Here is a 24018-nt window from a genome sequence, read left to right as displayed (position 1 = left end):
CTTGAATTCATACTGCCGTGGTATTTCATCCGCCCGTCTTGTTTCCGAGCCCGCCTGAATGCGCCGACTTGCCCGTCCCAAACCGTTGATGTTGATCCTGTCGGTCATTGCGCTCATCGTGCTGATTGCCGTCGGCCAGTACCTGCGTCTGTTCGAGCGCACCTGGTTCAATGTGCAAGCGCTCTGGCAGCCGATGAATGCCCAGTCCATTGGCCTGGATCAGTATCAGGTAGTGATCGAGGCGCGAGTCATTGACGGTCTGGACGACGATGTTTCAGCCCTCACCTTCGATCCCGTGCGCAAAAGCCTGTTCACCGTCACCAACAAAAATGCCGAACTGATTGAGATGTCCCTGGAGGGCAAAATCCTGCGGCGTGTGGCGCTGATCGGGTTTGGCGATCCGGAGGCGGTGGAGTTCATCAGCGCTGACACTTACGTGATCACCGACGAGCGCGAACAGCGGCTGATAAAAATTCATCTGGAGAAGGACACGACATTCCTCGATGCCGCGGACGCCGAGCAAATGACCCTCGGCGTGCACATGAGGGGCAACAAGGGTTTCGAAGGCCTGGCCTATGACTCGGTGGGCAAGCGCTTGTTTGTCGCCAAGGAGCGCGATCCGATGCTGATTTACGAAGTGCAGGGCTTCCCGCATTACAACCCGGAGAAGTCCTACGCGGTGCATGTGGTGAACAATCCCAAGCGCGACGCCGGGATGTTCGTGCGAGACCTGTCGAGCTTGCAGTACGACGAGCGCAGCGGCCATCTGCTGGCGCTGTCCGATGAGTCACGACTGATTCTGGAGCTGGATGTCGACGGGCGACCGCTCACCACCCTGTCACTGAGCAAGGGCCGTCAGGGATTGCAGAAGACTGTGCCGCAAGCGGAAGGCATCGCCATGGACGACGACGGCACCCTGTACCTCGTCAGCGAGCCGAATCTTTTCTACGTCTTCAAAAAACCGGCACAACCCTGACAAACACCCAAAACAAACTGTAGGAGCGAGCAAGCTTCGCTCCTACAGGAGGGCGAGTTGTCAGGCTTTGAGGGTTTTCACACCTTCACTCGTCCCCAGCAGCAGCAAGTCAGCCGGGCGGGCTGCGAACAAGCCGTTGGTGACCACGCCGACGATGGCGTTGATCTGTGTTTCCAGCTCCACCGGGTTGGTGATCTGCATGTTGAACACATCGAGGATGATGTTGCCGTTGTCGGTCAGCACGCCTTCTCGGTAAACCGGGTCGCCGCCGAGCTTTACCAGTTGGCGGGCCACGTGGCTGCGTGCCATCGGGATCACTTCCACCGGCAGCGGGAACGCACCGAGCACCGGCACCAGTTTGCTGGCGTCGGCGATGCAGATGAAGGTCTTGGCTACGGCTGCAACGATCTTCTCGCGGGTCAGGGCCGCGCCACCGCCCTTGATCAGGTTCAGGTGCTCGTCGCTTTCATCGGCACCGTCGACGTAGAACTCCAGGTCGCTGACGGTATTGAGTTCATACACCGGAATACCGTGGCCCTTGAGGCGCGCGGCGGTGGCTTCGGAACTGGCGACCGCGCCATCGAACGCGCCTTTGTGCTTGGCCAGGGCATCGATGAAGCAGTTGGCGGTGGAGCCGGTGCCGACCCCGACGATGCTCTTGTCGTCGAGTTTCGGGAGGATGAAGTCGACGGCGGCCTGGGCTACGGCCTGTTTGAGTTGATCCTGGGTCATGCGGGCTCCGAAGTGCCGAAAGGGGACGAAAGGCCGGCATTATAGGCCTCGCGATGGTGAAGGTCATTGCCCGATTGGCAGGTCAAATGCGCACGCCGCACGACTCCGATACCTGAGCGAGCGGTGCGGCGATCCGACTTGCCCGCGAAGAGGCCGTTACATCCAGCATAATATTGGCAGCTAGATCGCTTTCGCGGGCAAGCCTCGCTCCTACACCACCTGTTTAGTGTGGTCGCCTGCCCAAAAGCCGGGTTAGACTCCTTGGCCCTGCCCAACCCGCTCAGTGATGCTTTCCGATGCTCGAACAGTACGTCAAAAAGATCCTCACCTCGCGCGTTTATGACGTTGCCGTAGAAACCCCATTGCAGACTGCCCGCCAGCTCTCCGAGCGGCTGGGCAATGAAATCTGGCTCAAGCGTGAAGACCTGCAGCCGGTGTTCTCGTTCAAGATTCGCGGCGCCTATAACAAGCTGACGCAATTGAGCGATGAAGAGCGCGCTCGCGGTGTGGTCACCGCATCGGCGGGCAATCATGCGCAAGGCCTGGCCCTTGCGGCCAAGGTGCTGGGTGTGAAAGCGACCATCGTGATGCCCAAGACCACCCCGGAGATCAAGGTCGAAGGCGTGCGTTCGCGCGGCGGCAAAGTGCTGTTGCACGGGGATTCGTTCCCGGAAGCCCTGGCCTACTCGCTGAAACTGGTCGATGAGAAAGGCTACGTCTACATTCACCCTTACGACGATCCCCACACCATTGCCGGGCAGGGCACGGTGGCCATGGAAATTCTGCGTCAGCACCCAGGGCGTCTGGATGCGATCTTCGTTCCGGTGGGCGGTGGCGGGCTGATCGCCGGGATCGCGGCGTACGTGAAATACCTGCGCCCGGACATCAAAATCATCGGCGTCGAACCGGACGACTCCAACTGCCTGCAAGCCGCCATGGCGGCCGGCGAGCGCGTGGTGCTGCCGACCGTGGGTCTCTTTGCCGATGGCGTGGCGGTGGCGCAGATCGGCCAGCACACTTTCGATATCTGCAAAGACTACGTAGACGAAGTTATCACCGTCAGCACCGACGAGATCTGCGCAGCAATCAAGGATATCTACGACGATACCCGCTCGATCACTGAACCTGCCGGCGCGTTGGGCGTGGCCGGAATCAAGAAGTACGTCGAGCAGCGCGGTGTCACCGGCCACACGTTCGTGGCCATCGATTCTGGTGCCAACGTCAACTTCGATCGCTTGCGCCACGTGGCCGAGCGCGCCGAACTGGGCGAGGGTCGCGAAGCCATCATCGCCGTGACCATCCCCGAGAAACCGGGCAGCTTCAAGGCGTTCTGCGAAGCGATCGGCAAGCGCCAGATCACCGAATTCAACTACCGCTACAACACCGGCAGCGAAGCGCACATCTTTGTCGGCGTGCAGACGCACCCGGACAACGACCCGCGCAGTGCGCTGCTCGCCAGTCTTACCGAGCAAGGTTTCCCGGTGCTCGACCTGACCGATAACGAACTGGCCAAGTTGCACATTCGCCATATGGTGGGTGGCCGTGCTGTCCATGTGGTCGATGAAGTGGTGCTGCGCTTCGAATTCCCGGAACGTCCGGGCGCGTTGTTCAACTTCCTCAACAAGCTCGGCGGGCGCTGGAACATTTCGATGTTCCACTACCGCAACCACGGCGCGGCGGACGGTCGTGTGGTCGCGGGCCTGCAAGTGCCGCACGACGAACGCCATCTGGTACCGGCTGCGCTGGAAGAAATCGGTTACCCGTACTGGGACGAAAGCGACAACCCGGCCTATCAGCTGTTTCTCGGCTGAGCGGCTACGCTGACGAGCAAGTCATAAGGAAATCGAACAATGGAAACGTTAACCGCCCTCAAAATCGCTCATGGCGTGGCGACGGTGTTGCTGTTGATCAGCGCGCTGGGGCTGGCGATCTGGGTCTGGCGCACACGCCGTAACGGCGACGCAACGGCTCATACTCGCACCTTGCAACGACCGCTGGTGTACATCTGGCTATTGATGGGCCTGGCGTTGCTGAGCATGCCGTTCACCGGTTGGTGGATGGTGCACTTGGTGGGCTGGCCGTTGGGGCAGACCTGGCTCCTGGCGTCGAGTGTGCTCTACACCGTGGCGGCGCTGGGCTGGTTCTGGCTGGTGGTGCGGCTCAATCGGCTGCGCAAGGCGCCCGCGGGGGGAAATGGGAAGTTTACGTTCGCGTTGGCGCTGTTCAGCTTTGTCTGCTTTGTCGCCATTGCGGGATTGATGGGGGCCAAGCCGGTTTAAGGTTTAAAGACCGAGTCGCCCCAATCGCGAGCAGGCTCGCTCCCACATTGGATTTGTGATCGACCAAATCCCCTGTAGGAGCGAGGCTTGCCCGCGAAGGTGCTTTCAATCGCGCAACGAAATCACCGGCCAACCCCGCTTCTCGGCCTCGGCCCGCAGATTCACGTCCGGATCAACAGCAATCGGATTCGCCACCTGTTCCAGCAACGGCAAGTCATTCATTGAATCGCTGTAGAAATAGCTGTCTTCCAGGTTGTGGCCGGTCTCTTCCAGCCAACGAATCAACCGGGTCACCTTGCCTTCACGGAAGCACGGGATATCGGTGCTGCGCCCACTGTAACGACCGTCGATCATTTCGCATTCGGTGGCGATCAGGGTTTCGACGCCTAAGCGTGCTGCAATCGGCCCGGTCACGAAGCGGTTGGTGGCGGTGATGATCACCAGTTTGTCGCCGGCCTCGCGGTGCTTGGCCAGTAGTTCGATAGCCTTGGGCAACACGATCGGTTCGATGCAGTCGCGCATGTAATCCAGGTGCCATTCATCCAGCGTGGCCATCTCGGTGCGGCCGAGAACTTCGAGGCAGAAATTCAGGTACGCGTCGTTATCCAGCTTGCCGGCCAGGTAATCCTGATAGAACTCATCGTTGCGTGCCTTGTAGGCGACAGCGTCGAGGAAACCGCGTTCGCACAGATAATCGCCCCAGGCGTGGTCACTGTCACCGCCCAGAAGCGTGTTGTCCAAGTCGAATAAAGCCAGCCGCATTGCAGTTACTCGCTGAAAAGTCTGTAGAAAGGTGTCCAGAATACGGACTTTTCACAAGAGTGCACATAAGGTAGGTCGGCTCGTTGCTGCTTTCACAACCTTTGTGGAACAATGCCCCGACATGCGTTTGCGAGGTTGTTGCCGTGATCGACCCCGATGGTTTCCGCCCCAATGTCGGGATCATTCTGACGAATGATGCTGGCCAGGTGCTATGGGCTCGCCGTATCAATCAAGATGCCTGGCAGTTTCCACAGGGAGGGATCAACCCCCAGGAGACGCCGGAAGACGCCTTGTACCGCGAGTTGAACGAAGAAGTGGGCCTGGAGCGCGAAGATGTTGAAATACTCGCCTGCACCCGGGGCTGGTTGCGCTATCGTTTGCCGCAACGTCTGGTCAGGACGCACAGCCAACCGCTGTGCATCGGCCAGAAGCAGAAATGGTTTCTCCTGCGCCTGATCTCGAACGAGCAGCGGGTGCGGATGGATTTGACCGGTAAACCGGAATTCGATGGCTGGCGCTGGGTCAGTTATTGGTATCCGTTGGGCCAGGTGGTGACATTCAAGCGCGAGGTTTATCGCCGCGCTCTCAAAGAGCTTGCCCCGCGCCTTTTAGCGCGCGACTGACGACGGAGTTCGACCCCGAGCCATGCTCAATACGCTGCGCAAGATCGTCCAGGAAGTTAACTCCGCCAAGGATCTCAAGGCGGCGTTGGGGATTATTGTGTTGCGCGTCAAAGAGGCCATGGGCAGCCAGGTTTGCTCGGTCTACCTGCTTGACCCAGAGACCAACCGCTTCGTGCTGATGGCCACCGAGGGCTTGAACAAGCGCTCGATCGGCAAAGTCAGCATGGCACCCAACGAAGGTCTGGTCGGCCTGGTCGGCACGCGTGAAGAACCCCTGAACCTCGAAAACGCCGCGGATCACCCGCGCTATCGCTACTTTGCCGAGACCGGCGAAGAGCGCTTTGCCTCGTTCCTCGGAGCGCCGATCATTCACCACCGTCGCGTCGTCGGCGTGTTGGTCATTCAGCAAAAAGAACGCCGCCAGTTCGATGAAGGTGAAGAAGCCTTCCTCGTGACCATGAGCGCGCAACTCGCCGGCGTTATCGCCCACGCCGAGGCCACCGGTTCGATCCGTGGCCTGGGCCGTCAGGGCAAAGGTATCCAGGAAGCAAAGTTCGTCGGTGTACCGGGCTCGCCGGGCGCGGCGGTCGGAACCGCGGTCGTCATGCTGCCGCCGGCCGATCTGGATGTGGTGCCGGACAAGACCATCACCGACATCAACGCGGAACTTGGCCTGTTCAAGACCGCCATCGAAGGCGTGCGCGCCGACATGCGTGCCTTGTCCGCCAAGCTGGCGACCCAGCTGCGGCCTGAAGAACGGGCGCTGTTCGACGTTTACCTGATGATGCTCGATGATGCCTCGCTCGGCAGCGAAATCACCACGGTGATCAAGACCGGTCAGTGGGCACAGGGCGCGTTGCGTCAGGTGGTCACCGAACACGTCAACCGTTTCGAATTGATGGACGACGCCTACCTGCGTGAGCGCGCCTCGGACGTCAAAGACCTCGGCCGGCGCTTGCTGGCTTATCTGCAGGAAGAGCGGCAGCAGACGCTGGTCTATCCCGACAACACCATTCTGGTCAGCGAAGAACTGACGCCCGCGATGCTCGGCGAGGTGCCGGAAGGCAAGCTGGTCGGTCTGGTGTCGGTACTCGGTTCAGGCAACTCCCACGTGGCGATCCTGGCGCGTGCCATGGGTATCCCGACGGTGATGGGCCTGGTCGACTTGCCGTATTCCAAGGTCGACGGCATCCAGATGATCGTCGACGGCTACCACGGCGAGGTCTATACCAACCCGAGTGACGTGCTGCGCAAGCAGTTCGCCGAGGTGGTCGAGGAAGAGAAGCAGCTGGCCCTCGGGCTGGATGCTTTGCGGGACTTGCCGTGTGTAACGGTCGACGGTCACCGCATGCCGCTGTGGGTCAACACCGGGCTGCTGGCAGACGTGGCGCGGGCGCAGAAGCGCGGTGCCGAGGGCGTGGGTCTGTACCGCACCGAAGTGCCGTTCATGATCAACCAGCGCTTCCCGAGCGAAAAGGAGCAGCTGGCGATCTATCGCGAGCAGCTCGCCGCATTCCATCCGCAACCGGTGACCATGCGCAGCCTCGACATCGGCGGCGACAAGTCGCTGTCGTACTTCCCGATCAAGGAAGACAACCCGTTCCTCGGCTGGCGCGGTATTCGCGTCACGCTCGACCACCCGGAAATTTTCCTGGTGCAGACCCGCGCCATGCTCAAGGCCAGCGAAGGCTTGAACAACCTGCGGATTCTGCTGCCGATGATCTCCGGCACCCACGAGCTGGAAGAAGCCCTGCACCTGATTCACCGGGCTTGGGGCGAAGTCCGCGACGAAGGCTGCGACGTGCCTATGCCGCCGATTGGCGTGATGATCGAGATTCCGGCGGCGGTGTATCAGACCAAGGAACTGGCCCGGCAAGTGGACTTCCTGTCGGTCGGTTCCAACGATCTGACCCAGTACCTGCTGGCCGTGGATCGTAACAACCCGCGGGTGGCCGATCTCTACGACTACCTGCACCCGGCAGTGTTGCAAGCCTTGCAAAGCGTAGTGCGCGACGCCCATGCCGAAGGCAAGCCCGTGAGTATCTGCGGCGAAATGGCCGGCGACCCGGCGGCGGCGGTGTTGTTGATGGCAATGGGTTTCGACAGCCTGTCGATGAACGCTACCAACTTGCCGAAAGTGAAGTGGATGCTGCGTCAGATCAACCTGAGCAAGGCCAAGGAGTTGCTGGCGGAACTGATGACCATCGACAACCCGCAAGTTATCCACAGCTCGCTGCAATTGGCGTTGAAAAACCTTGGGTTGGCGCGGATGATTAATCCGGCTTCGGTCAAGACCCTCTAAGCCTGCACCGGCCCCATCGCGAGCAGGCTCGCTCCCACAGTTGATTTCTGTTGTGCACAAAATCTGTGTTCACAGAAAATCCAATGTGGGAGCGAGCCTGCTCGCGATGGGGCCAGTCCTGACGACCCCGATCTAAATCCTGATCTCCACTTCCCCCAAATGCCCCCCATACGGCCCGAAACTCCTTTCGACCATATGCCGCCCCCCATCCGCCTGAACGATCAACGCCGTACTCGCCCGTGTCCCGTAAGTCGGACTCTTGATAAACACGCTCGACAACAACGTCTCGGTGGCCTTTCCCACGCCCGTGTCCGGCAGCTCGGCAAGCGGCGCCGTCTGCGGGTCGCTGAGCAAGGCCAATAGCGCCTGCGGCTGCGGATCGCCCAACACCTCGCTCAATGCTGCCTTGGCCTTGAGCACTTTTGGCCATGGCGTATCCAGCCCGGCGTTCGATAAACCATAAACCCCAGGTTTGAGCATGACTGCCTCGGTCTCCCGGGCATTGAAGTGCCACAACTCGTTGGTATTGCCGATCAGCAGGTTAAACCCGGCATATTCCAGCGAACGTGCAACAACGTCGCTCAAATAGTTATCAATCGACATGTCCCCGCTGAGAAACTGCGCCACCAGTTCGCCTCGCGATTTGCGCGCCGGTGGTTGAAGGGGATCACGGATGTTGGTTAGCGCGGCGAAGCGCCCATTGGCGCCGACGCCGAGCCACGTACCGCCAGCTTCGAGGTCGCGACCGGCGTAAACGTGCGGGGTTTGCGGCCATTGCCCCAGGGGCAGGCTGGGCCGGGCATAGAATTCGTCGCGGTTGGCCGCCACGATCAGCGGCTGGGCATGGCCCGGCCGCCAGGCAAAAACAATCAGGCACATAAGGTGGTCCTTGTGTGTTTTTTGCTCACTTTACGCAGACATCGCTCATCGATCCATCGCCATCCACAGTGGAGCCCGAGGCCATGCATCCGTTACCATGCCGCTCCTGATTCGGGATGCTTGGGGATGTGGCCATGGAATTTCTGCTCTATCTGGCGCTGGGCGCCTGTGCGGGCGTGCTGGCCGGGCTGTTTGGAGTAGGCGGCGGGATCATCATTGTCCCGGTGCTGGTGTTCAGCTTCACCCTGCAGGGATTTGATGCCTCGATCCTGACGCATCTGGCAGTCGGCACCTCGCTGGCGACGATCATCTTTACGTCGATCAATGCGATTCGCGAGCACCATCGCCGCGGCGCCGTGCGTTGGCCGATTTTTGCCTGGATGACGCTAGGCATTCTGATCGGTGCCGGTTTAGGCGCGCTGACTGCCGAAGCGATTTCCGGATCGAATTTGCAGAAGATCATTGGGGTATTCGCGCTGATCATCGCCGTTCAACTCGCTTTGGACTTCAAACCCAAGGCCAGTCGAACGGTGCCGGGCAAAGTCGGTCTGACCGTGGCTGGCAGCGTCATTGGCTGGGCCTCGGCGATTTTCGGGATCGGCGGCGGCTCGTTGACCGTGCCGTTCCTGACTTGGCGCAGCGTGCCGATGCAGCAAGCGGTGGCCACTTCGTCGGCCTGTGGCCTGCCAATCGCCTTGGCCAGTGCATTAAGTTTCATGATTTTGGGGTGGCACGATCCACTGCTGCCGGCCCATAGTCTCGGTTTTGTTTATTTGCCGGCGCTGCTGGGGATCGCCCTGACCAGCATGGTTTTCGCCCGTCTCGGTGCGCGACTGGCCCACAGGCTGTCGCCGCGCTTGCTGAAAAGACTGTTTGCCGCTTTGCTGTTTTGCGTCGGCTTGAGCTTCTTGCTCTGACGCGCAGCGCAATCCTGGCTTAATCCTGGCGTGACAGCGTCGCCCGGGAATTTGAAGGTTTCAACTCTAACGAGGAGTCGCAATGCTGCCTTACCCGCAGATCGACCCGGTGGCCTTGGCCATCGGTCCGCTGAAAATCCACTGGTACGGCCTGATGTACCTGATCGGCATCGGCGGTGCGTGGTGGCTGGCGTCACGCCGGCTGAACCGCTTCGACCCGACCTGGACCAAGGAGAAGCTCTCCGACATGGTGTTCTGGATGTCGATGGGCGTTATCGTCGGCGGCCGTTTGGGTTATGTGCTGTTCTACGACCTGAGCGCCTACATCGCCAACCCACTGCTGATTTTCGAAGTGTGGAAGGGCGGCATGTCGTTCCACGGCGGGTTTATCGGTGTGATGCTGGCGGCGCTGTGGTTCGGTAAAAAGAACGGCAAGTCGTTCTTCCAGCTGATGGACTTCGTCGCGCCGATGGTGCCGATCGGCTTGGGAGCAGGGCGTATCGGTAACTTCATCAACGCTGAGTTGTGGGGCAAGGCGACCGACGTGCCGTGGGCGATGGTCTTCCCGACCGATCCGGCGCAACTGGCGCGTCATCCGTCGCAGCTGTACCAGTTCGCGCTGGAAGGCGTGGCGCTGTTCGCGATCCTCTGGCTGTTCTCGCGCAAGCCGCGGCCGACCATGGCGGTGTCCGGGATGTTCGCGCTGTTCTATGGCATCTTCCGTTTCATCGTCGAATTCGTTCGCGTGCCGGACGCCCAACTGGGTTATCTGGCCTGGAACTGGCTGACCATGGGCCAGGTGCTGTGCGTACCGATGATTGTCGGCGGGTTGTTCCTGATCTGGCTGGCTTATCGACGCGCCCCGGCGGCCCCCGCAGCTGCTGTATAAGAAGCAGGCGCTAAAAATTCGAACCCCGGGGGCTTTGGCCTCGGGTTCAAGGACACAGGTAATTCATGAAGCAATATCTCGAACTGGTCGCCCACGTCATCAAGAACGGCACCAAACAGGCCAACCGCACCGGCGTGAACACCATCAGCTTTCCGGGCGCAATGCTGCGCTTCGATCTGCAGGAAGGTTTCCCGGCGATCACCACTCGCAAGATGGCCTTCAAATCCGCCATCGGCGAGATGTGCGGTTTTCTGCGTGGGGTGAACAACGCCGCTGAATTCCGTGCGCTGGGCTGCAAGGTCTGGGACCAGAACGCCAACGAAAACGCCCAATGGCTGGCCAACCCGTTCCGTCAGGGTGAAGACGACCTCGGCGAGATCTACGGTGTGCAATGGCGCAAATGGCCGGCGTACAAGCAGATCCCGGTCAGCAACCAGGCCGCCATCGAGCAGACCCTGAGCCAGGGTTATCGTCAGATTGCCGAAGGCGAAGAAGATGGCCAGGCTTATGTGGTGCTGTACAAGGCGATCGACCAGATCCGCCAGTGCGTCGACACCATCATCAAGGACCCGGGCAGCCGTCGCATTCTGTTCCATGGCTGGAACGTTGCGCAGCTCGACGAAATGGCCCTGCCGCCGTGCCACTTGCTGTACCAGTTCCACCCGAATGTCGAGACCAAGGAAATCTCCCTGACCCTCTACATCCGCTCCAACGATCTGGGCCTGGGCACGCCGTTCAACCTCACCGAAGGCGCCGCGCTGCTGAGCCTGATCGGTCGCCTGACCGGTTACACACCGCGCTGGTTCACCTATTTCATCGGCGACGCCCACGTCTACGAAAACCACTTGGACATGCTCAACGAACAGCTCAAGCGCGAGCCGTTCCCGATGCCGAAACTGGTGATTTCCGACCGCGTGCCGGAGTTTGCCCAGACGGGTGTTTATCAGCCGGAGTGGCTGGAGCTGATCGAACCGAGCGATTTCTCGCTGGAAGGTTATGAGCACCATGCGCCGATGACTGCGCCGATGGCGGTCTAAGGTTTAGCGCAATCCTTGTGGGAGCGAGCCTGCTCGCGATGAGGCCGTCACATTCAGCATTATTGTTGACTGTCAGGCCGCCATCGCGAGCAGGCTCGCTCCCACATTTGATTTGTGGTGTTCTTAGTGGCCGTGGCTTCTCCCGACATGGGAACGCTCAACCTCCGTCGCCACAACCCCGCCGTTCACTTCCAACCGCTGCAAAATCCCGCATTGATCGATATCCGGCCCTTCGCTGCAGCGTTGGCGCAGGTCGAGCAGTTGTGTCTGCAAGGCCAGCAAACCATCGATCCGGGCCTTCACATGGTGGATGTGTTCATCGATCAACGCGTTGACGTTTTCGCATTGATCTTGCGGGCTGTCGCGCAGGGCCAGCAGGCTGCGGATTTCCTCGAGGGTCATGTCCAGCGTGCGGCAGTTGCGGATGAAGGTCAGGCGTTCGGCGTGGGCTTGGGTGTATACGCGGTAATTGCCGTCGCTGCGGGCCGGTTCTGGCAGCAGGTTTTCGCGCTCGTAGTAGCGAATGGTTTCCACGGCGCAGTCGGTGAGTTTCGCCAGTTCTCCGATCTTCATCGCGACAATCTCCAAAAGGGTGCTTGACCCTATAGTGGCTACAGGGTCTTTACTTGGCAACAGGCACCTTCATGGACGCGACCAATGAGCGATTCTCTCCACACCCACAAACCCGAGACCGGGCACGATCACAGCCACAAGCTGCAGCCTGTGCCCCAGCATGGCCATGGAAACCACGGGGATTCCTGCTGCTCCTCCAAAGCCGCGGCACCTTCGCGGATTGTGTTGAGCGAGACGCCGACAGCCAGTGCGCGGCTGAGCAGTTTCCGCATCGAGGCGATGGATTGCCCGACTGAACAGACGCTGATCCAGAACAAACTCGGGAAGCTGTCGGGTGTGCAGCAACTGGAGTTCAACCTGATCAATCGGGTGTTGGGCGTGACCCATGACCTGCCAAGCACCACGCCGATCATCAACGCGATCAAGTCCCTCGGCATGCACGCCGAACCGATGGAGCAGGGCGCCGAAGCGCCGGCGTCGAGCCCTGAACCTGCGAAAAAGCCGTGGTGGCCGCTGGCGCTGTCCGGCGTTGGGGCGCTCACCGCCGAGCTTATCCACTTCACCGATGCGGCGCCAAACTGGGTGGTGGCAGTTATCGCGCTGATCTCGATCCTCAGCGGTGGCCTCAGCACTTACAAGAAGGGCTGGATCGCCCTGAAAAATCTCAACTTGAACATCAACGCGCTGATGAGCATCGCGGTGACCGGTGCGATCCTGATCGGTCAATGGCCGGAAGCGGCGATGGTGATGTTCCTGTTCACCGTGGCCGAGTTGATCGAAGCCAGGTCCCTGGACCGGGCGCGCAACGCCATCGGCGGGCTGATGCAGATGACCCCCGAGCAGGCCACGGTGCAGCAGGCCGACGGCAGTTGGGTCGCGCAACCGGTTAAAAACATCGAGCTGGGTGCGCGGGTGCGGGTGCGTCCCGGCGAACGGATCGGTCTGGACGGCGAAGTGCTGTCCGGCAACTCGACCATCGATCAGGCGCCGATCACCGGTGAAAGCCTGCCGGTGGAGAAAACCATCGGTGACAAGGTGTTCGCCGGCACCATCAACCAGTCCGGTTCGCTGGAATATGTCGTGACTGCCGCGGCGAACAATTCGACCCTGGCGCGGATTATCCACGCCGTGGAACAGGCTCAGGGGGCACGCGCTCCGACCCAGCGTTTCGTCGACAGTTTCTCGAAAATCTACACCCCGGCGGTGTTCATCCTGGCCCTGGCCGTGGCGGTGATCCCGCCGCTGTTCATGGATGCGCTGTGGTTCGACTGGATCTACCGGGCGCTGGTGTTGCTGGTGGTCGCTTGTCCGTGTGCATTGGTGATTTCCACTCCGGTAACCATCGTCAGCGGCCTCGCGGCAGCGGCGCGCAAAGGGATTCTGGTCAAGGGGGGCGTTTATCTGGAGCACGGCCACAAACTCGATTACCTGGCCTTGGACAAGACCGGCACCCTCACTCACGGCAAACCGGTGCAGACCGACTATTTGTCCCTCGACCCAATCGCTGATGAAATAGCCCCGGCCATTGCGGCGGCACTGGCCGGTCGCTCGGATCACCCGGTGTCGCTAGCCATCGCCAATGCAGCGGTGGATAAACAATTCGCGCCATTGATTGTGGATAACTTCGAAGCCCTGGCGGGGCGTGGTGTGCGCGGCGAAATCAACGGTGAGCTCTACCATTTGGGCAACCATCGCCTGGTTGAAGATTTGGGCCTGTGTTCTCCAGCGCTGGAAGAGCAGCTGTTTGCTCTGGAGAAACAAGGCAAATCGGTAGTGCTGCTGCTCGACAAATCCGGCCCATTGGCATTGTTTGCCGTCGCGGACACAGTGAAAGCGTCTAGTCGCGAAGCGATCCAGCAGTTGCATGAGTTGGGCATCAAAACCCTGATGCTGACCGGCGACAACGTTCACACCGCTCAGGCCATCGCCGCCCACGTTGGCATCGATCAGGCGCAGGGCGATCTGTTGCCGACCGAGAAGCTGCAAGCCATTGAAGCCCTGTATGCCCAGGGCTATCGGGTCGGGATGGTCGGCGACGGCATCAACGACGCGCCGGCACTGGCGCGGGCCGAGATCGGTTTCGCCATGGCGGCCGCCGGCACCGATACCGCCATTGAAACCGCCGATGTCGCCCTGATGGACGACGATCTGCGCAAGATCCCGGCTTTCATCCGCCTGTCGCGGCAGACCTCGAATATCCTCAAACAGAACATTGCCCTCGCATTGGTCATCAAAGCGATCTTTCTTGGGGTAACCTTCGCCGGGATCGCCACCATGTGGATGGCGGTGTTCGCCGACATGGGCGTGAGCCTGTTGGTGGTGTTCAACGGTTTGCGCCTGTTGCGCAAATAGACGATGGGGGAAGGGTGTGCTGAGTGCCGAGCTGAAGGCGTTTTACATGGTTGCCCGGTTGGGCAGTATTACCCTGGCGGCAAAAAAGCTCGGCCTGAGCCAACCGACGGTGACGACCCAGATTCGGCATCTGGAAAGCCAATACTCGGTTGAGCTGTTCTATCGTGGCGGCCGCCGCCTCAGCGTCAGCGACGAAGGCGCGCGGTTGTTGCCGATGGTCAAGGCGCTGTTGCAGCAGGAAGCCGACATCGAGTTCTTCCTGCGCAACAGCGGTCAGGTCCAGGGCACGTTGCGCATCGCTGCCACGGCGCCGTATTACATCCTCGATCTGGTGAAAACCTTTCGCGAGCGCTTGCCGCAGGTGGAGGTGTCGGTGGAAATCGGCAACTCCCAGCAGGTGCTTGAAGCGCTGGAGGATTACCGGGTCGATGTCGCCGCGTCTTCGCAGTTACTGGACGATGCGCGACTGATTCGCCGGGTGCTCGGCAGCGATCCGCTGGTGCTGGCGGTGCACCGCAATCATCCGCTGGCAGTGCATGATCATGTGCCGCTCACTGCGCTGGCGGGGCATACCTTGTTGATGCGCGAGTCGGGCTCGACCACTCGGCGTTTGACCGAAGAGTTGCTGGCCAGCGCGGGGGTGAGTTTTGGACCGTTGCTGGAGATTGGCAGCCGGGAGTCGATCCGTGAGGCGGTATTGCGCAACATCGGCATTAGCATCATCGCCCGGCAGGAAGTGCCTCACGACCCGCAATTGCGGGTGTTGACCATCGAAAATGCGCCGCAGATTCCCGAGTATCTGTACTGCCTCAAGGAGCGTAAAGGTGCGCGGCTGCCGGCGGCGTTTCTGGGGTTGGCGCAGGAAATGGCCCCGGCGTAAGGATTGCGGTGACCGGGCTGGCCCCATCGCGAGCAGGCTCGCTCCCACAGGGAAATGCGTTCAACTGTGGGAGCGAGCCTGCTCGCGATGGCGTCCGACTAATCGCCGCCGCATCCAACCCAAATCCCCGAATACCACTATCGGCCATTTTTGCCTCACTGCCACATGACGGACGCATTGCACTCCTAGGATGGCCCTCATCTGCTTGATGAGGCCTGTCCATGAACCACTCGACTGCAACTGCCCTGACCAACCCCGGTGCGCCGATGAAAGTGCGCGGCGTGCAGAAACGCTTCGGCGCGTTCACCGCGCTGGATAACGTCTCGCTCGACGTGGCGGCCGGTGAGCTGGTGTGCCTCTTGGGGCCGTCGGGCTGTGGCAAAACCACCTTGCTGCGCTGCATCGCCGGCCTTGAGAAACAAGACAGCGGCGAGTTGTACCTCGGCGATCGCGATGTTTCCCACCTGGCACCTCAAGCCCGGGACTACGGCATTCTCTTCCAGTCCTACGCACTGTTCCCCAATCTCAGCGTCGAGGCGAACATCGCCTACGGCCTATCCGGCAGCGGTCGCGAAGAAGTGCGCCAGCGCGTCGGTCAGATGCTGAAACTGGTCGGCCTGATCGGCAGTGAGAAAAAGTACCCCGGCCAGTTGTCCGGCGGTCAGCAGCAACGTGTCGCACTGGCTCGAGCCCTGGCGCCGGCCCCTTCCTTGTTGCTGTTGGACGAACCCATGTCGGCGCTCGACGCCCGGGTCCGCGAGCATCTGTGCACCGAACTGCGCCAATTGCAGCGCAACCTCGGCGTCACTACCCTGATGGTTACCCACAATCAGGACGAAGCCATGCTGATGGCCGACCGTATCGCCGTGATGAACAACGGCAAGGTCGAGCAGTACGCCACGCCACAGGAAATCTACGACCGCCCGGCCACACCGTTTGTGGCGGAGTTCGTCGGTCAGGGCAACTGGCTGCCCTTCCGCCGGAGCAGCGACAGTCATGCCCAGGTCGGCGGGATGAACCTGCGTCTGGCTGAAGGTAGCGCTAAAACCGCCTCGGGCCGTTTGTTCTGCCGCCCCGAGGCGATCAACGTCAACCCGCCGGTGCATGAAGAGAACCTGTTCCCGGCCAAGGTTCGCGAGATCACTTTTCTCGGCAACCGCTGCCGCATGAGCTTCGAACTCGATCAACTGCCAGGCCACGCATTGCTGGCGGAGCTCGCGCCGGAAGCCATGCCGCGTCTCGGTGCCCAACAGATCATGGTCGCCTTGCCGCCGCGCAGCCTGCAGGTGTTTGCCTGATGAGCGTGAACGTCGCGCTGCCGATACCGCACAAGCAGGTTCGGCAGACCTCCCGTGCCGAAATCGGCGACCGGCTATTCGTGATCGGTGGCAAGGTCCTGCTGCTGGTGTTGCTCGGCGTCGCAGTCTTGATGCCGTTGTTGGCGATCTTCTGGCGTGGTTTCAGCTCCGAAGCCGGGCAGGGCGGCGGTCTGATCGCTGCCCGTGAGCTGCTGAGCAGCGCGAATTTCCACTGGCTGCTGGGCAATAGCCTGAAAGTGTCCCTCAGCGTCGCGGCCATTGTCGTACCGCTGGCCTATCTGTTTGCCTACGCTCTGCAACGTACATTGATTCCCGGCAAAAGCATCTGGCGCGGTATGTCACTGCTACCGCTGATGGCGCCGTCGATGCTGCCGGGGATTGCGCTGGTTTATCTGTTCGGCAATCAGGGCATGTTGCGCGGTTTGCTCTCGGACAATATCTACGGCTTCTGGGGCATTGTTCTGGGCGAGGTCATCTACACCTTCCCACACGCCTTGATGATTTTGCTGTCGGCACTGTCTCTGGCGGATGCGCGACTGTTCGACGCTGCTTCAAGCATGGGCGCCAGTCCGGCGAAAGCCTTTCGCAGCATCACCTGGCCGGCGACCCGTCAGGCGGTGTTCGCGGCGTTCTGCCTCGTCTTCACCCTGACCATCACCGACTTCGGCGTGCCCGTGGTGGTCGGGGGTGACTATCAAGTGCTGGCGCTGGAAGCCTACAAAGCGGTGGTCGGCCAGCAACAATTCGGTCGCGGCGCGCTAATCGGCATGGTCTTGTTACTGCCGGCGCTGTTCAGTTTCGGCGTCGACGCCTGGCTGCGTCGACGTCACGGCGACTCCATGAGCGGGCGAGCGCAAGTGTTTCAACCGGCTCCATCGAAGCTGCGCGACGGTTGTTATCTGGCCATCGTGCTGTTGATCTGCGCGATATTGCTGCTGGTGTTCGGCATGGCGGTGTACTCGTCGCTGGTGAAATTCTGGCCGTACAACCTGTCGCTGTCGCTCAACCATTACCAGTTCAACGACACCGCGGGTGGTGGCTGGCTGGCCTACGGCAACAGCGTGAAGATGGCGTTGTGTACGGCGTTGATCGGCAGTGTGCTGATCTTCACTGGCGCTTACCTGATGGAAAAAACCAAGGGGCAGCGCGGACTGAATCTGACACTGCGCATGCTCAGTTTCGTACCGATGGCGGTGCCAGGTCTGGTGCTGGGCCTGGGTTACGTTTTCTTCTTCAACCTCACCGGCAACCCGCTGCATGTGTTCTACGGAACCATGACCCTGCTGGTGGTCTGCACCATTGCTCACTATTTGACCACTGCGCAAATGACCGCCACCACCGCGCTGCGCCAACTCGATGCCGAGTTCGAAGCCGCCGCGCTGTCGCTCAAGGCGCCGCTGTACCGGCACTACCTGCGGGTCACCGTGCCGATCTGCCTGCCGGCGCTGCTGGACATCGTGCGCTACCTGTTCGTCTCGGCCATGACCACCGTCTCGGCGGCGATTTTCCTCTACAGCCCCGACACCATCCTCGCGGCGGTGGCCGTGCTGAACATGGACGATGCCGGCAACGTCGGCGGCGCGGCGGCGATGTCGACCCTGATTCTGTTCACCTCGGCGGGCGTGTCCCTGCTGCTGGCCTGGGCTTCGCGCGGTTTATTGCGTCGCTCCCAGGCCTGGCGGCAGACCGTGCCTGGTCTTTGATTCACACCTTCAACTCACACAGGAACTGCACCATGTTCAAGCCTTTGGCCCTGGCCGCTGCTGTCCTCACCGCTTTCAGCCTGAACGCCTTTGCGGCGAAAACCGAGTTGACGGTGTACACCGCCCTCGAAGCCGAACAACTGAAGACCTACAAAGAGGCTTTTGAAAAGGCCAACCCGGACGTCGAGATCAAGTGGGTGCGCGATTCCACCGGCATCATCACCGCCAAACTCCTGGCCGAAAAAGCCCGCCCGCAGGCTGACGCTGTCTGGGGCCTGGCAGCCTCGAGTCTGGCGATCCTCGATCAACAAGGCATGCTGCAAAGCTACGCACCGAAGGACCTGGGCAAGATCGGCGCTAACTACCGCGACGCCGCTAACCCGCCAGCCTGGGTTGGCATGGACGTCTGGGCAGCGACCATTTGCTTCAACACTGTCGAAGCCGAAAAGCAGGGTTTGAGCAAGCCCGTGAGCTGGCAGGACCTGACCAAGCCTGAGTACAAAGGCAAGATCGTCATGCCCAATCCGGCCTCGTCCGGCACCGGTTTCCTCGACGTCAGCGCCTGGCTGCAAACCTTCGGCGAGAAGCAGGGCTGGCAGTACATGGACGACCTGCACCAGAACATCGGCCAGTACGTTCACTCCGGTTCCAAGCCGTGCAAACTCGCCGCCGCCGGCGAATTCCCGATCGGTATTTCCTTCGAATACCCGGCCGTTCAGCTGAAACGCCAGGGGGCGCCGCTGGACATCATCCTGCCGAAAGAAGGCTTGGGCTGGGAGATCGAAGCGACGGCCGTGATCAAAGGCACACCGCACGAAGATGCGGCGAAGAAGCTGGCGGACTTCTCTGCAAGCCCGGCGGCGATGGAGCTTTATAAAGAGAACTTCGCCGTGCTCGCGCAACCGGGTATCGCCAAGCCGCAAACTGAACTGCCGGCGGATTATGAGCAGCGCCTGATCAAGAACGACTTTGCCTGGGCGTCGAAGAATCGCGACCAGATCCTTACCGAATGGCGCAAGCGTTATGACGGTAAGTCCGAGAAAGTGGCTGCCAAGTAAATCTTCGTAGGCCGACAGGGCCTCTTCGCGAGCAAGCCTCGCTCCTACAAGGGATGGTGCGTTCACAAATCCCTGTAGGAGCGAGGCTTGCCCGCGAAGGCGGCTTCGAATTCAGGACATCTCTTAATGACTCATCACAACGACATGCTGATCGTAGGCGCCGGCATTCTCGGCCTGTCCCACGCCTATGCCGCCGCCAAACGCGGCCTCAAAGTCACCGTCTTCGAACGCAGCGCCACACCGTTGTGCGCGTCGGTGCGCAACTTCGGCCAAGCCCTGGTCACTGGCCAACCCCCGGGCCCGATGCTCGAACTGGCCAAAGCCAGCCGCGACATCTGGGGTCAATGGGCACAACTGGCGGGCCTGCAGCTCAAGCGCAACGGCTCGTACCTGTTCGCCCGCACCGAAGCGGAAGAGCACCTGCTGGAAGCCTTCTGCGCCGGTCGCGCCATGCAGCACGGTTACCGCGTCGAGCTGCTGCGCGGTGCGGCTTTGCGCGATTTATACGGCGGTCAGTTCAGTCATCACCGCGCTGCGTTGCACGGCATGGACGACCAGCAGCTGTATTCCCGCGAAGCGATTCCGGCCTTGATCGACTACCTGCGCCGCGAACTCGGTGTCGAGTTTCACTTCTCCACGCTGGTGCGCGACATCGAGCCGGTGCGCTTGCACAGCACCGCTGGCACCTTCAGCGCCGAGCAGATCATCGTCTGCTCCGGCCACGATTATCAAACGCTGCTGGCCGAGTCGATTGCCGAACTGAATCCGCAAATCTGCCGCCTGCAAATGCTCCGCGCTCGCCCGCAGATCAACCTCAACCTGCAACACGCGTTGCTTACCGGCCTGAGTTGCGTGCATTACGGTGCCTTCGCCGATCTGCCGGAAGCCGCCGCGGTGCAGGCGCAGATTCTTCGTGACACACCTCATCTGCATGAAAACGGTATTCACCTGCTGATCAGTCCGACGCCTTACGGTGAGTTGATCATCGGCGACTCCCACCATTACGGCAGCGATCCATCACCGTTCAATGCCGAGCAGGTGGATGACTGGATGATTGAACTGGCCGAGCAGACGTTGGGCTGCAAGGTGCAAGTGGTCGAGCGCTGGCAGGGCGTCTATGGTTCACGCGGACCGGGGCCGTTTTCCTTTTTGCGTCCGATGCCAGGCGTGAGCGTGGCGCTGATGCACACCGGTGTCGGCATGAGCGTCGGGCCGGCGATGGCCGAACGTAACGTCACGACGTTATTGGGAGACAGTTGATGGACCGCCATGAGCAAGTGATCGCCGAGGTGTTCAGTCTGTACGAGCGTTTTGGCGACAACGACTACATTGGCGAACCGGTGTCGCAGATCGAGCACATGTCTCAGGCGGCGGAACTGGCCATGGCCGAGGGGTTCGATGATGAAGTGGTACTGGCGGCGTTCTTTCATGACATCGGGCATATCTGCGCCGAGGGTGCCGAGAACATGGACGGCTTTGGTGTTGTCAGCCACGAGCGACTGGGCGCCGATTATCTGCGTCGCGCAGGCTTCAGCGAACGCACGGCGCTGCTGGTGGAATACCACGTTCAGGCCAAGCGTTATCTGACGCTCAAAGATCCCGGGTACTACGAGCGTTTGAGTGAAGCCAGTCGACGGACGCTTGAGTATCAGGGCGGGGTGATGACGGCTGCCGAGGCTGAGGCGTTCGAGCGGGATCCGTTGTGTGCCGTCAGTTTGCGGGTGCGTCAGTGGGATGAATTGGCCAAGGAAATGTGGGTGCCGGTGATGGATCTGGGCATCTTGAAGGAAAAGGCGTTGCGGCTGCTGGCCGCGTAGGGCCTCGGAACCGAGTGGCTGCCATCGCGAGCTGGCTCGCTCGCACATTGGATCTGTGATCGACGCAAATCCCCTGTGGGAGCGAGCCTGCTCGCGATGGGGTCAATCCAAACACCGCAATTATTTCGGTTTTTACATCTGCTGCGCCAACACCTCAACCTGCTCCTGCCTCTCCCCCTGACTCAACTTCGAATTCGGATTCAGCGACGACCACTGCGGATGCGCCCGCGCCTTGTTCAGCGCTTCGGGCAGTTTGCCTTCGCGCCAGGTTTTGTCCTGCGGCGTGGCGACCTGAATGCTGTCCATCGCCGCATGCCCACGGGAATTCAGAGCCCGCAGCAATTGCCGTTGGCGCAAGGCCAACAGCCGCAGCACGCCATCGTCGACAGTCAGTTCTCGCTGCCCTTTGATCTTTCCCAGCAGGCGGCTGCCGTAACTGCGGGCGGTTTGCAGGGCGCCGCCAGCAATCGCTCCGGCCAATGCCGCGGCGCCGAGGGTCAGGCCGCCCACCAGCAAATCAACCCCGGCCCCGGCCGCCGCGCCGGCCGCGATACCGCCGCCGACCCGCACACCGAGCTGCTTCAGGGTCTCCGGGTTGAACAGGTCATCGCCCCAGCGGCCATCGAGCAACGGCAAGTCGCTGGCTGCCGCATCTTGCGGGCGGAAGGCGTAGAGCTTGAGCAAAGCCTCGACGCAGCGTTGTTCGCGCTGACGCACCGCTTTGCGCAGTTCGCTGATCGCTTGCTGTTCCTGCGCCGCCTCGCTCACCACACTGCGGCGGTAGGCGGCGCAATCGATCAATAAATCGGCAATCAGCCGCGCTGCACTTTGCTGACGGGCCAGGCGTTGGGCCTGCTGGTCGGCAATCAAGCGCTCAAGCTGTTCTCGGGAGTTTTCCAGCAGCAGCGCGAGGCTTTCATAGAGTCGACGCTCGCCATCTTCCGGTGGCGCGACGCTGTCGAAACGCACCAAAGCATGTAAGCCGAGACGCGCCAGGGCTTCACGCCAATCAGGTTCGCGATGCTGAGCGCTGCTGACAAAATTCAACACCGGCAGCAGCGGTTTGCCGCAACTGGCCAACACTTCCAGTTCGTCGCGGTACTTGGCCAGCACCGGCTCACGGGCATCGATCACATAGAGGCCGGCGTCCGAGGCGAGCAATTGCCGCAACACCTTGGTTTCCTGTTCGAAACGCTGCCGGGCTTCGCTGCTTTCCAGAAAACGCGCCAGTCGCGCCGGACCGTCGAGACGTTCGCCGGGCCGCTCCAGGCGTTCGAGGTAGTCGAGCAGGGCGATGGCGTCTTCAAGGCCCGGAGTGTCGAAGAGATCGAGCAATGGCTCGCCGTCTACCGACAATCGCGCGCCTTCGACGTGGCGAGTGGTGCTGGGGCGATGGGACACTTCGCCGAAGCCGACATCTCGCGTCAGCGTTCGCAGCAACGAGGTTTTGCCGACATTGGTGTGGCCGACCACGGCGAGCTTCAGGGGATTAGTCATGACCCGTCTCCAGCCAGTTCAACGGCGCGCAATCGGCAAATGGCAGGTCCAGTTGTTGTAGCGCGACATGCCAGTCGCCCAGGCGTTCGGCATCCAGCGCTTCGCCGGGCGGCGCTTGCAGCAACCACACGCGGGTGGCGCTGGCGATGCGGGCCAGTTCGGCAATCAGCGCCAGGCTGCCACGGTCCGGCGAGCGCCGTGGGTCACAGGCGATGGCCAGACGAGCCGGTGGGAAACGACTCAGCTGTTCGAGCAATTTGTGCCGGGATTCACGGCTGTCGAGGACGCCGGCGTTGTTGACGTTTTTCGGTAACTGCGGCGGCCAGGGGCGTTGGTCGTCCAGTTCGATGGCCACCAACAGCGCGCCATCGCTTTGCAAATCGCTGGCAGCACTTTCAACCCGATGAAGGTGTTCTGGCGCGGCATCGCTGATGCCCAGGCGTTCGCTGGTGGGCATCAGCCGTTCGCGCAGTTGGGCGTAGCCGGGCAGGTTCAAATCCAGATGCAGGGCTGCTTGACCGGTTTTCCAGCGCCACAGGCAGAGCAATGCGAGTAGCAATCGCGGCAAAACACCGTACACCAGCAGCACCCCAACCAGCCACGCCGCCCAGGCCTGGCGGGCGCTTTCGATGTTCAGCGCGGCATCGCCGCTGGCGCGGATCATCTCCACGCTCGGCACGCTGAAACCGAGCAAGGCCGGCAGGGCACCAAAGGCTTGGGTCATGCCGACGAAGGTGTCGCCACCGAGAATGGTGGTCTCCCAGACGAAGCCGTAGCGCCGGGTCGCCATCAGCGTCAACACCATCACCAAGGCGCTGAGCATCGCCAGCAACCACAACCCGTTGACCAGCACGCCCAGCGCCCAACGATTGAGTTTCTGCCGTTGCAGCAACAGCAGCAGGGCCGGCGCCAGTTGCGCGGCGTTGGCATCGCGGGCGAGTTTTTCACTGAGCCACAGCCACAAGCGTCCAAGGGCGGCACCCTGTTCGCCGGCAAACACCAGGCCCAGGGCCCAACTCAGCAATAGAATCAGGTTCAGCCCGAGCAGGCTGCCCAACGCCCAGAACACATTGACCGGGGTTTGGCCGTCGCCCAGCGCGGCAAACGCCAGGCCGGCGCCGCTGATCACGGCCAGTACGGCCAGCATGATCAGCGCCAGTCGCGCGCCTTGCAGCCAATGTTTGAGGGCATGGGTCTGTCCGTCGCGCTCGGCCAGCCACAGGGCACGGCGTTGAATACGCGTCGGCAGGTCGCCGCCGGCGCTACGGGCGATTCGATTGGCTTCCAGATCGTCCAAGGGACCTGCGTGTTCTTCACGCAAGCGCACGGTTTCGCTCAGCCAGAGGTTTTGCAGTGGAGTCAGTTCAGTCACGCGGCTTCCCGTCGCTTAATTGAGCGGTGAGCATAACCGCTGTGACGCTTA

21 protein-coding genes are annotated in these 24018 nt (G+C 61.2%); 15 read left to right on the top strand and 6 right to left on the bottom strand.

Annotated features, from left to right (window positions below; translation table 11 throughout):
* Positions 1-58 precede the first annotated feature (58 nt).
* On the top strand, positions 59-976 hold the full coding sequence (locus ACYZT2_RS27335) for an SdiA-regulated domain-containing protein (protein WP_461968908.1): 918 nt from the start codon (positions 59-61) through the stop codon (positions 974-976).
* Between the two features lie 60 nt (positions 977-1036).
* Here ACYZT2_RS27335 and rpiA read toward each other — a convergent pair whose 3' ends face one another.
* Complete coding sequence (gene rpiA, locus ACYZT2_RS27330) at positions 1037-1708, bottom strand: ribose-5-phosphate isomerase RpiA (protein ID WP_253546373.1); 672 nt, start codon at positions 1706-1708, stop codon at positions 1037-1039.
* A gap of 296 nt (positions 1709-2004) precedes the next feature.
* Between rpiA and ilvA the strand changes: the two genes are divergently transcribed.
* Complete coding sequence (ilvA, locus tag ACYZT2_RS27325) at positions 2005-3519, top strand: threonine ammonia-lyase, biosynthetic (protein WP_461968906.1); 1515 nt, start codon at positions 2005-2007, stop codon at positions 3517-3519.
* A gap of 39 nt (positions 3520-3558) precedes the next feature.
* Positions 3559-3987: a DUF2269 domain-containing protein gene (locus ACYZT2_RS27320; RefSeq protein WP_461968904.1), complete on the top strand. Its 429-nt coding sequence runs from the start codon at positions 3559-3561 to the stop codon at positions 3985-3987.
* 105 nt (positions 3988-4092) lie between these two features.
* Here ACYZT2_RS27320 and ACYZT2_RS27315 read toward each other — a convergent pair whose 3' ends face one another.
* Entirely contained in the window at positions 4093-4749 is a 657-nt protein-coding gene (locus tag ACYZT2_RS27315; protein ID WP_461968902.1) for a histidinol-phosphatase, read from the bottom strand.
* Between the two features lie 143 nt (positions 4750-4892).
* Here ACYZT2_RS27315 and ACYZT2_RS27310 point away from each other — a divergent pair, with 143 nt between their 5' ends.
* On the top strand, positions 4893-5372 hold the full coding sequence (locus ACYZT2_RS27310) for an RNA pyrophosphohydrolase (protein WP_007897732.1): 480 nt from the start codon (positions 4893-4895) through the stop codon (positions 5370-5372).
* A gap of 22 nt (positions 5373-5394) precedes the next feature.
* On the top strand, positions 5395-7674 hold the full coding sequence (gene ptsP, locus ACYZT2_RS27305; protein WP_253546381.1) for a phosphoenolpyruvate--protein phosphotransferase: 2280 nt from the start codon (positions 5395-5397) through the stop codon (positions 7672-7674).
* A gap of 132 nt (positions 7675-7806) precedes the next feature.
* On the opposite strand, the gene ACYZT2_RS27300 is transcribed toward ptsP, so the two are convergent.
* Positions 7807-8553 (bottom strand): NRDE family protein, encoded by a 747-nt coding sequence (locus tag ACYZT2_RS27300; RefSeq protein WP_461968900.1) that lies wholly within the window; start codon positions 8551-8553, stop codon positions 7807-7809.
* A 134-nt stretch (positions 8554-8687) separates the two neighbouring features.
* Between ACYZT2_RS27300 and ACYZT2_RS27295 the strand changes: the two genes are divergently transcribed.
* The 3 genes from ACYZT2_RS27295 to ACYZT2_RS27285 all read left to right on the top strand — a co-directional run bounded on the left by ACYZT2_RS27295 (position 8688) and on the right by ACYZT2_RS27285 (position 11396).
* Complete coding sequence (locus ACYZT2_RS27295; protein WP_461968898.1) at positions 8688-9470, top strand: sulfite exporter TauE/SafE family protein; 783 nt, start codon at positions 8688-8690, stop codon at positions 9468-9470.
* A gap of 82 nt (positions 9471-9552) precedes the next feature.
* The gene (lgt, locus tag ACYZT2_RS27290; RefSeq protein ID WP_461968896.1) at positions 9553-10359 is read left to right on the top strand and encodes a prolipoprotein diacylglyceryl transferase; all 807 of its coding nucleotides are present in this window, start codon (positions 9553-9555) and stop codon (positions 10357-10359) included.
* A 65-nt stretch (positions 10360-10424) separates the two neighbouring features.
* Positions 10425-11396 (top strand): thymidylate synthase, encoded by a 972-nt coding sequence (locus tag ACYZT2_RS27285; protein WP_461968894.1) that lies wholly within the window; start codon positions 10425-10427, stop codon positions 11394-11396.
* A 123-nt stretch (positions 11397-11519) separates the two neighbouring features.
* On the opposite strand, the gene cadR is transcribed toward ACYZT2_RS27285, so the two are convergent.
* A complete protein-coding gene (gene cadR, locus ACYZT2_RS27280; RefSeq protein ID WP_461968892.1) occupies positions 11520-11969 on the bottom strand; it encodes a Cd(II)/Pb(II)-responsive transcriptional regulator in 450 nt (149 codons plus the stop codon).
* 84 nt (positions 11970-12053) lie between these two features.
* Here cadR and ACYZT2_RS27275 point away from each other — a divergent pair, with 84 nt between their 5' ends.
* From ACYZT2_RS27275 to ACYZT2_RS27245, 7 genes are all read left to right on the top strand, one after another.
* Positions 12054-14321: a heavy metal translocating P-type ATPase gene (locus tag ACYZT2_RS27275; protein WP_461968890.1), complete on the top strand. Its 2268-nt coding sequence runs from the start codon at positions 12054-12056 to the stop codon at positions 14319-14321.
* 16 nt (positions 14322-14337) lie between these two features.
* Entirely contained in the window at positions 14338-15201 is an 864-nt protein-coding gene (locus ACYZT2_RS27270; RefSeq protein ID WP_461968888.1) for a LysR family transcriptional regulator, read from the top strand.
* 221 nt (positions 15202-15422) lie between these two features.
* Positions 15423-16499, top strand: a complete 1077-nt coding sequence (locus ACYZT2_RS27265; protein WP_461968886.1) for a putative 2-aminoethylphosphonate ABC transporter ATP-binding protein — start codon at positions 15423-15425, stop codon at positions 16497-16499.
* Positions 16499-18223 (top strand): putative 2-aminoethylphosphonate ABC transporter permease subunit, encoded by a 1725-nt coding sequence (locus tag ACYZT2_RS27260; protein ID WP_461968884.1) that lies wholly within the window; start codon positions 16499-16501, stop codon positions 18221-18223. Before ACYZT2_RS27265 ends, ACYZT2_RS27260 begins: the two co-directional genes overlap by 1 nt.
* Before the next feature lie 32 nt (positions 18224-18255).
* Positions 18256-19281, top strand: coding sequence for a putative 2-aminoethylphosphonate ABC transporter substrate-binding protein (locus ACYZT2_RS27255; protein WP_461968882.1), 1026 nt, complete (start codon positions 18256-18258; stop codon positions 19279-19281).
* A 126-nt stretch (positions 19282-19407) separates the two neighbouring features.
* Positions 19408-20541 carry a TIGR03364 family FAD-dependent oxidoreductase gene (locus ACYZT2_RS27250; RefSeq protein WP_461968880.1) on the top strand — a complete coding sequence of 378 codons (1134 nt, stop codon included), beginning with the start codon at positions 19408-19410 and terminating at the stop codon, positions 20539-20541.
* Positions 20541-21098: a phosphonate degradation HD-domain oxygenase gene (locus ACYZT2_RS27245; RefSeq protein WP_461968878.1), complete on the top strand. Its 558-nt coding sequence runs from the start codon at positions 20541-20543 to the stop codon at positions 21096-21098. Before ACYZT2_RS27250 ends, ACYZT2_RS27245 begins: the two co-directional genes overlap by 1 nt.
* Before the next feature lie 132 nt (positions 21099-21230).
* Here ACYZT2_RS27245 and ACYZT2_RS27240 read toward each other — a convergent pair whose 3' ends face one another.
* Positions 21231-22595, bottom strand: coding sequence for a GTPase/DUF3482 domain-containing protein (locus ACYZT2_RS27240; RefSeq protein ID WP_461968876.1), 1365 nt, complete (start codon positions 22593-22595; stop codon positions 21231-21233).
* Positions 22588-23967 carry a DUF2868 domain-containing protein gene (locus tag ACYZT2_RS27235; protein ID WP_461968874.1) on the bottom strand — a complete coding sequence of 460 codons (1380 nt, stop codon included), beginning with the start codon at positions 23965-23967 and terminating at the stop codon, positions 22588-22590. The genes ACYZT2_RS27240 and ACYZT2_RS27235 overlap by 8 nt, the downstream gene beginning before the upstream one ends.
* Positions 23968-24018 lie beyond the last annotated feature (51 nt).

Source organism: Pseudomonas sp. MDT1-85 (assembly GCF_054898065.1).
This window is presented reverse-complemented; position numbering and strand designations above follow the sequence as displayed.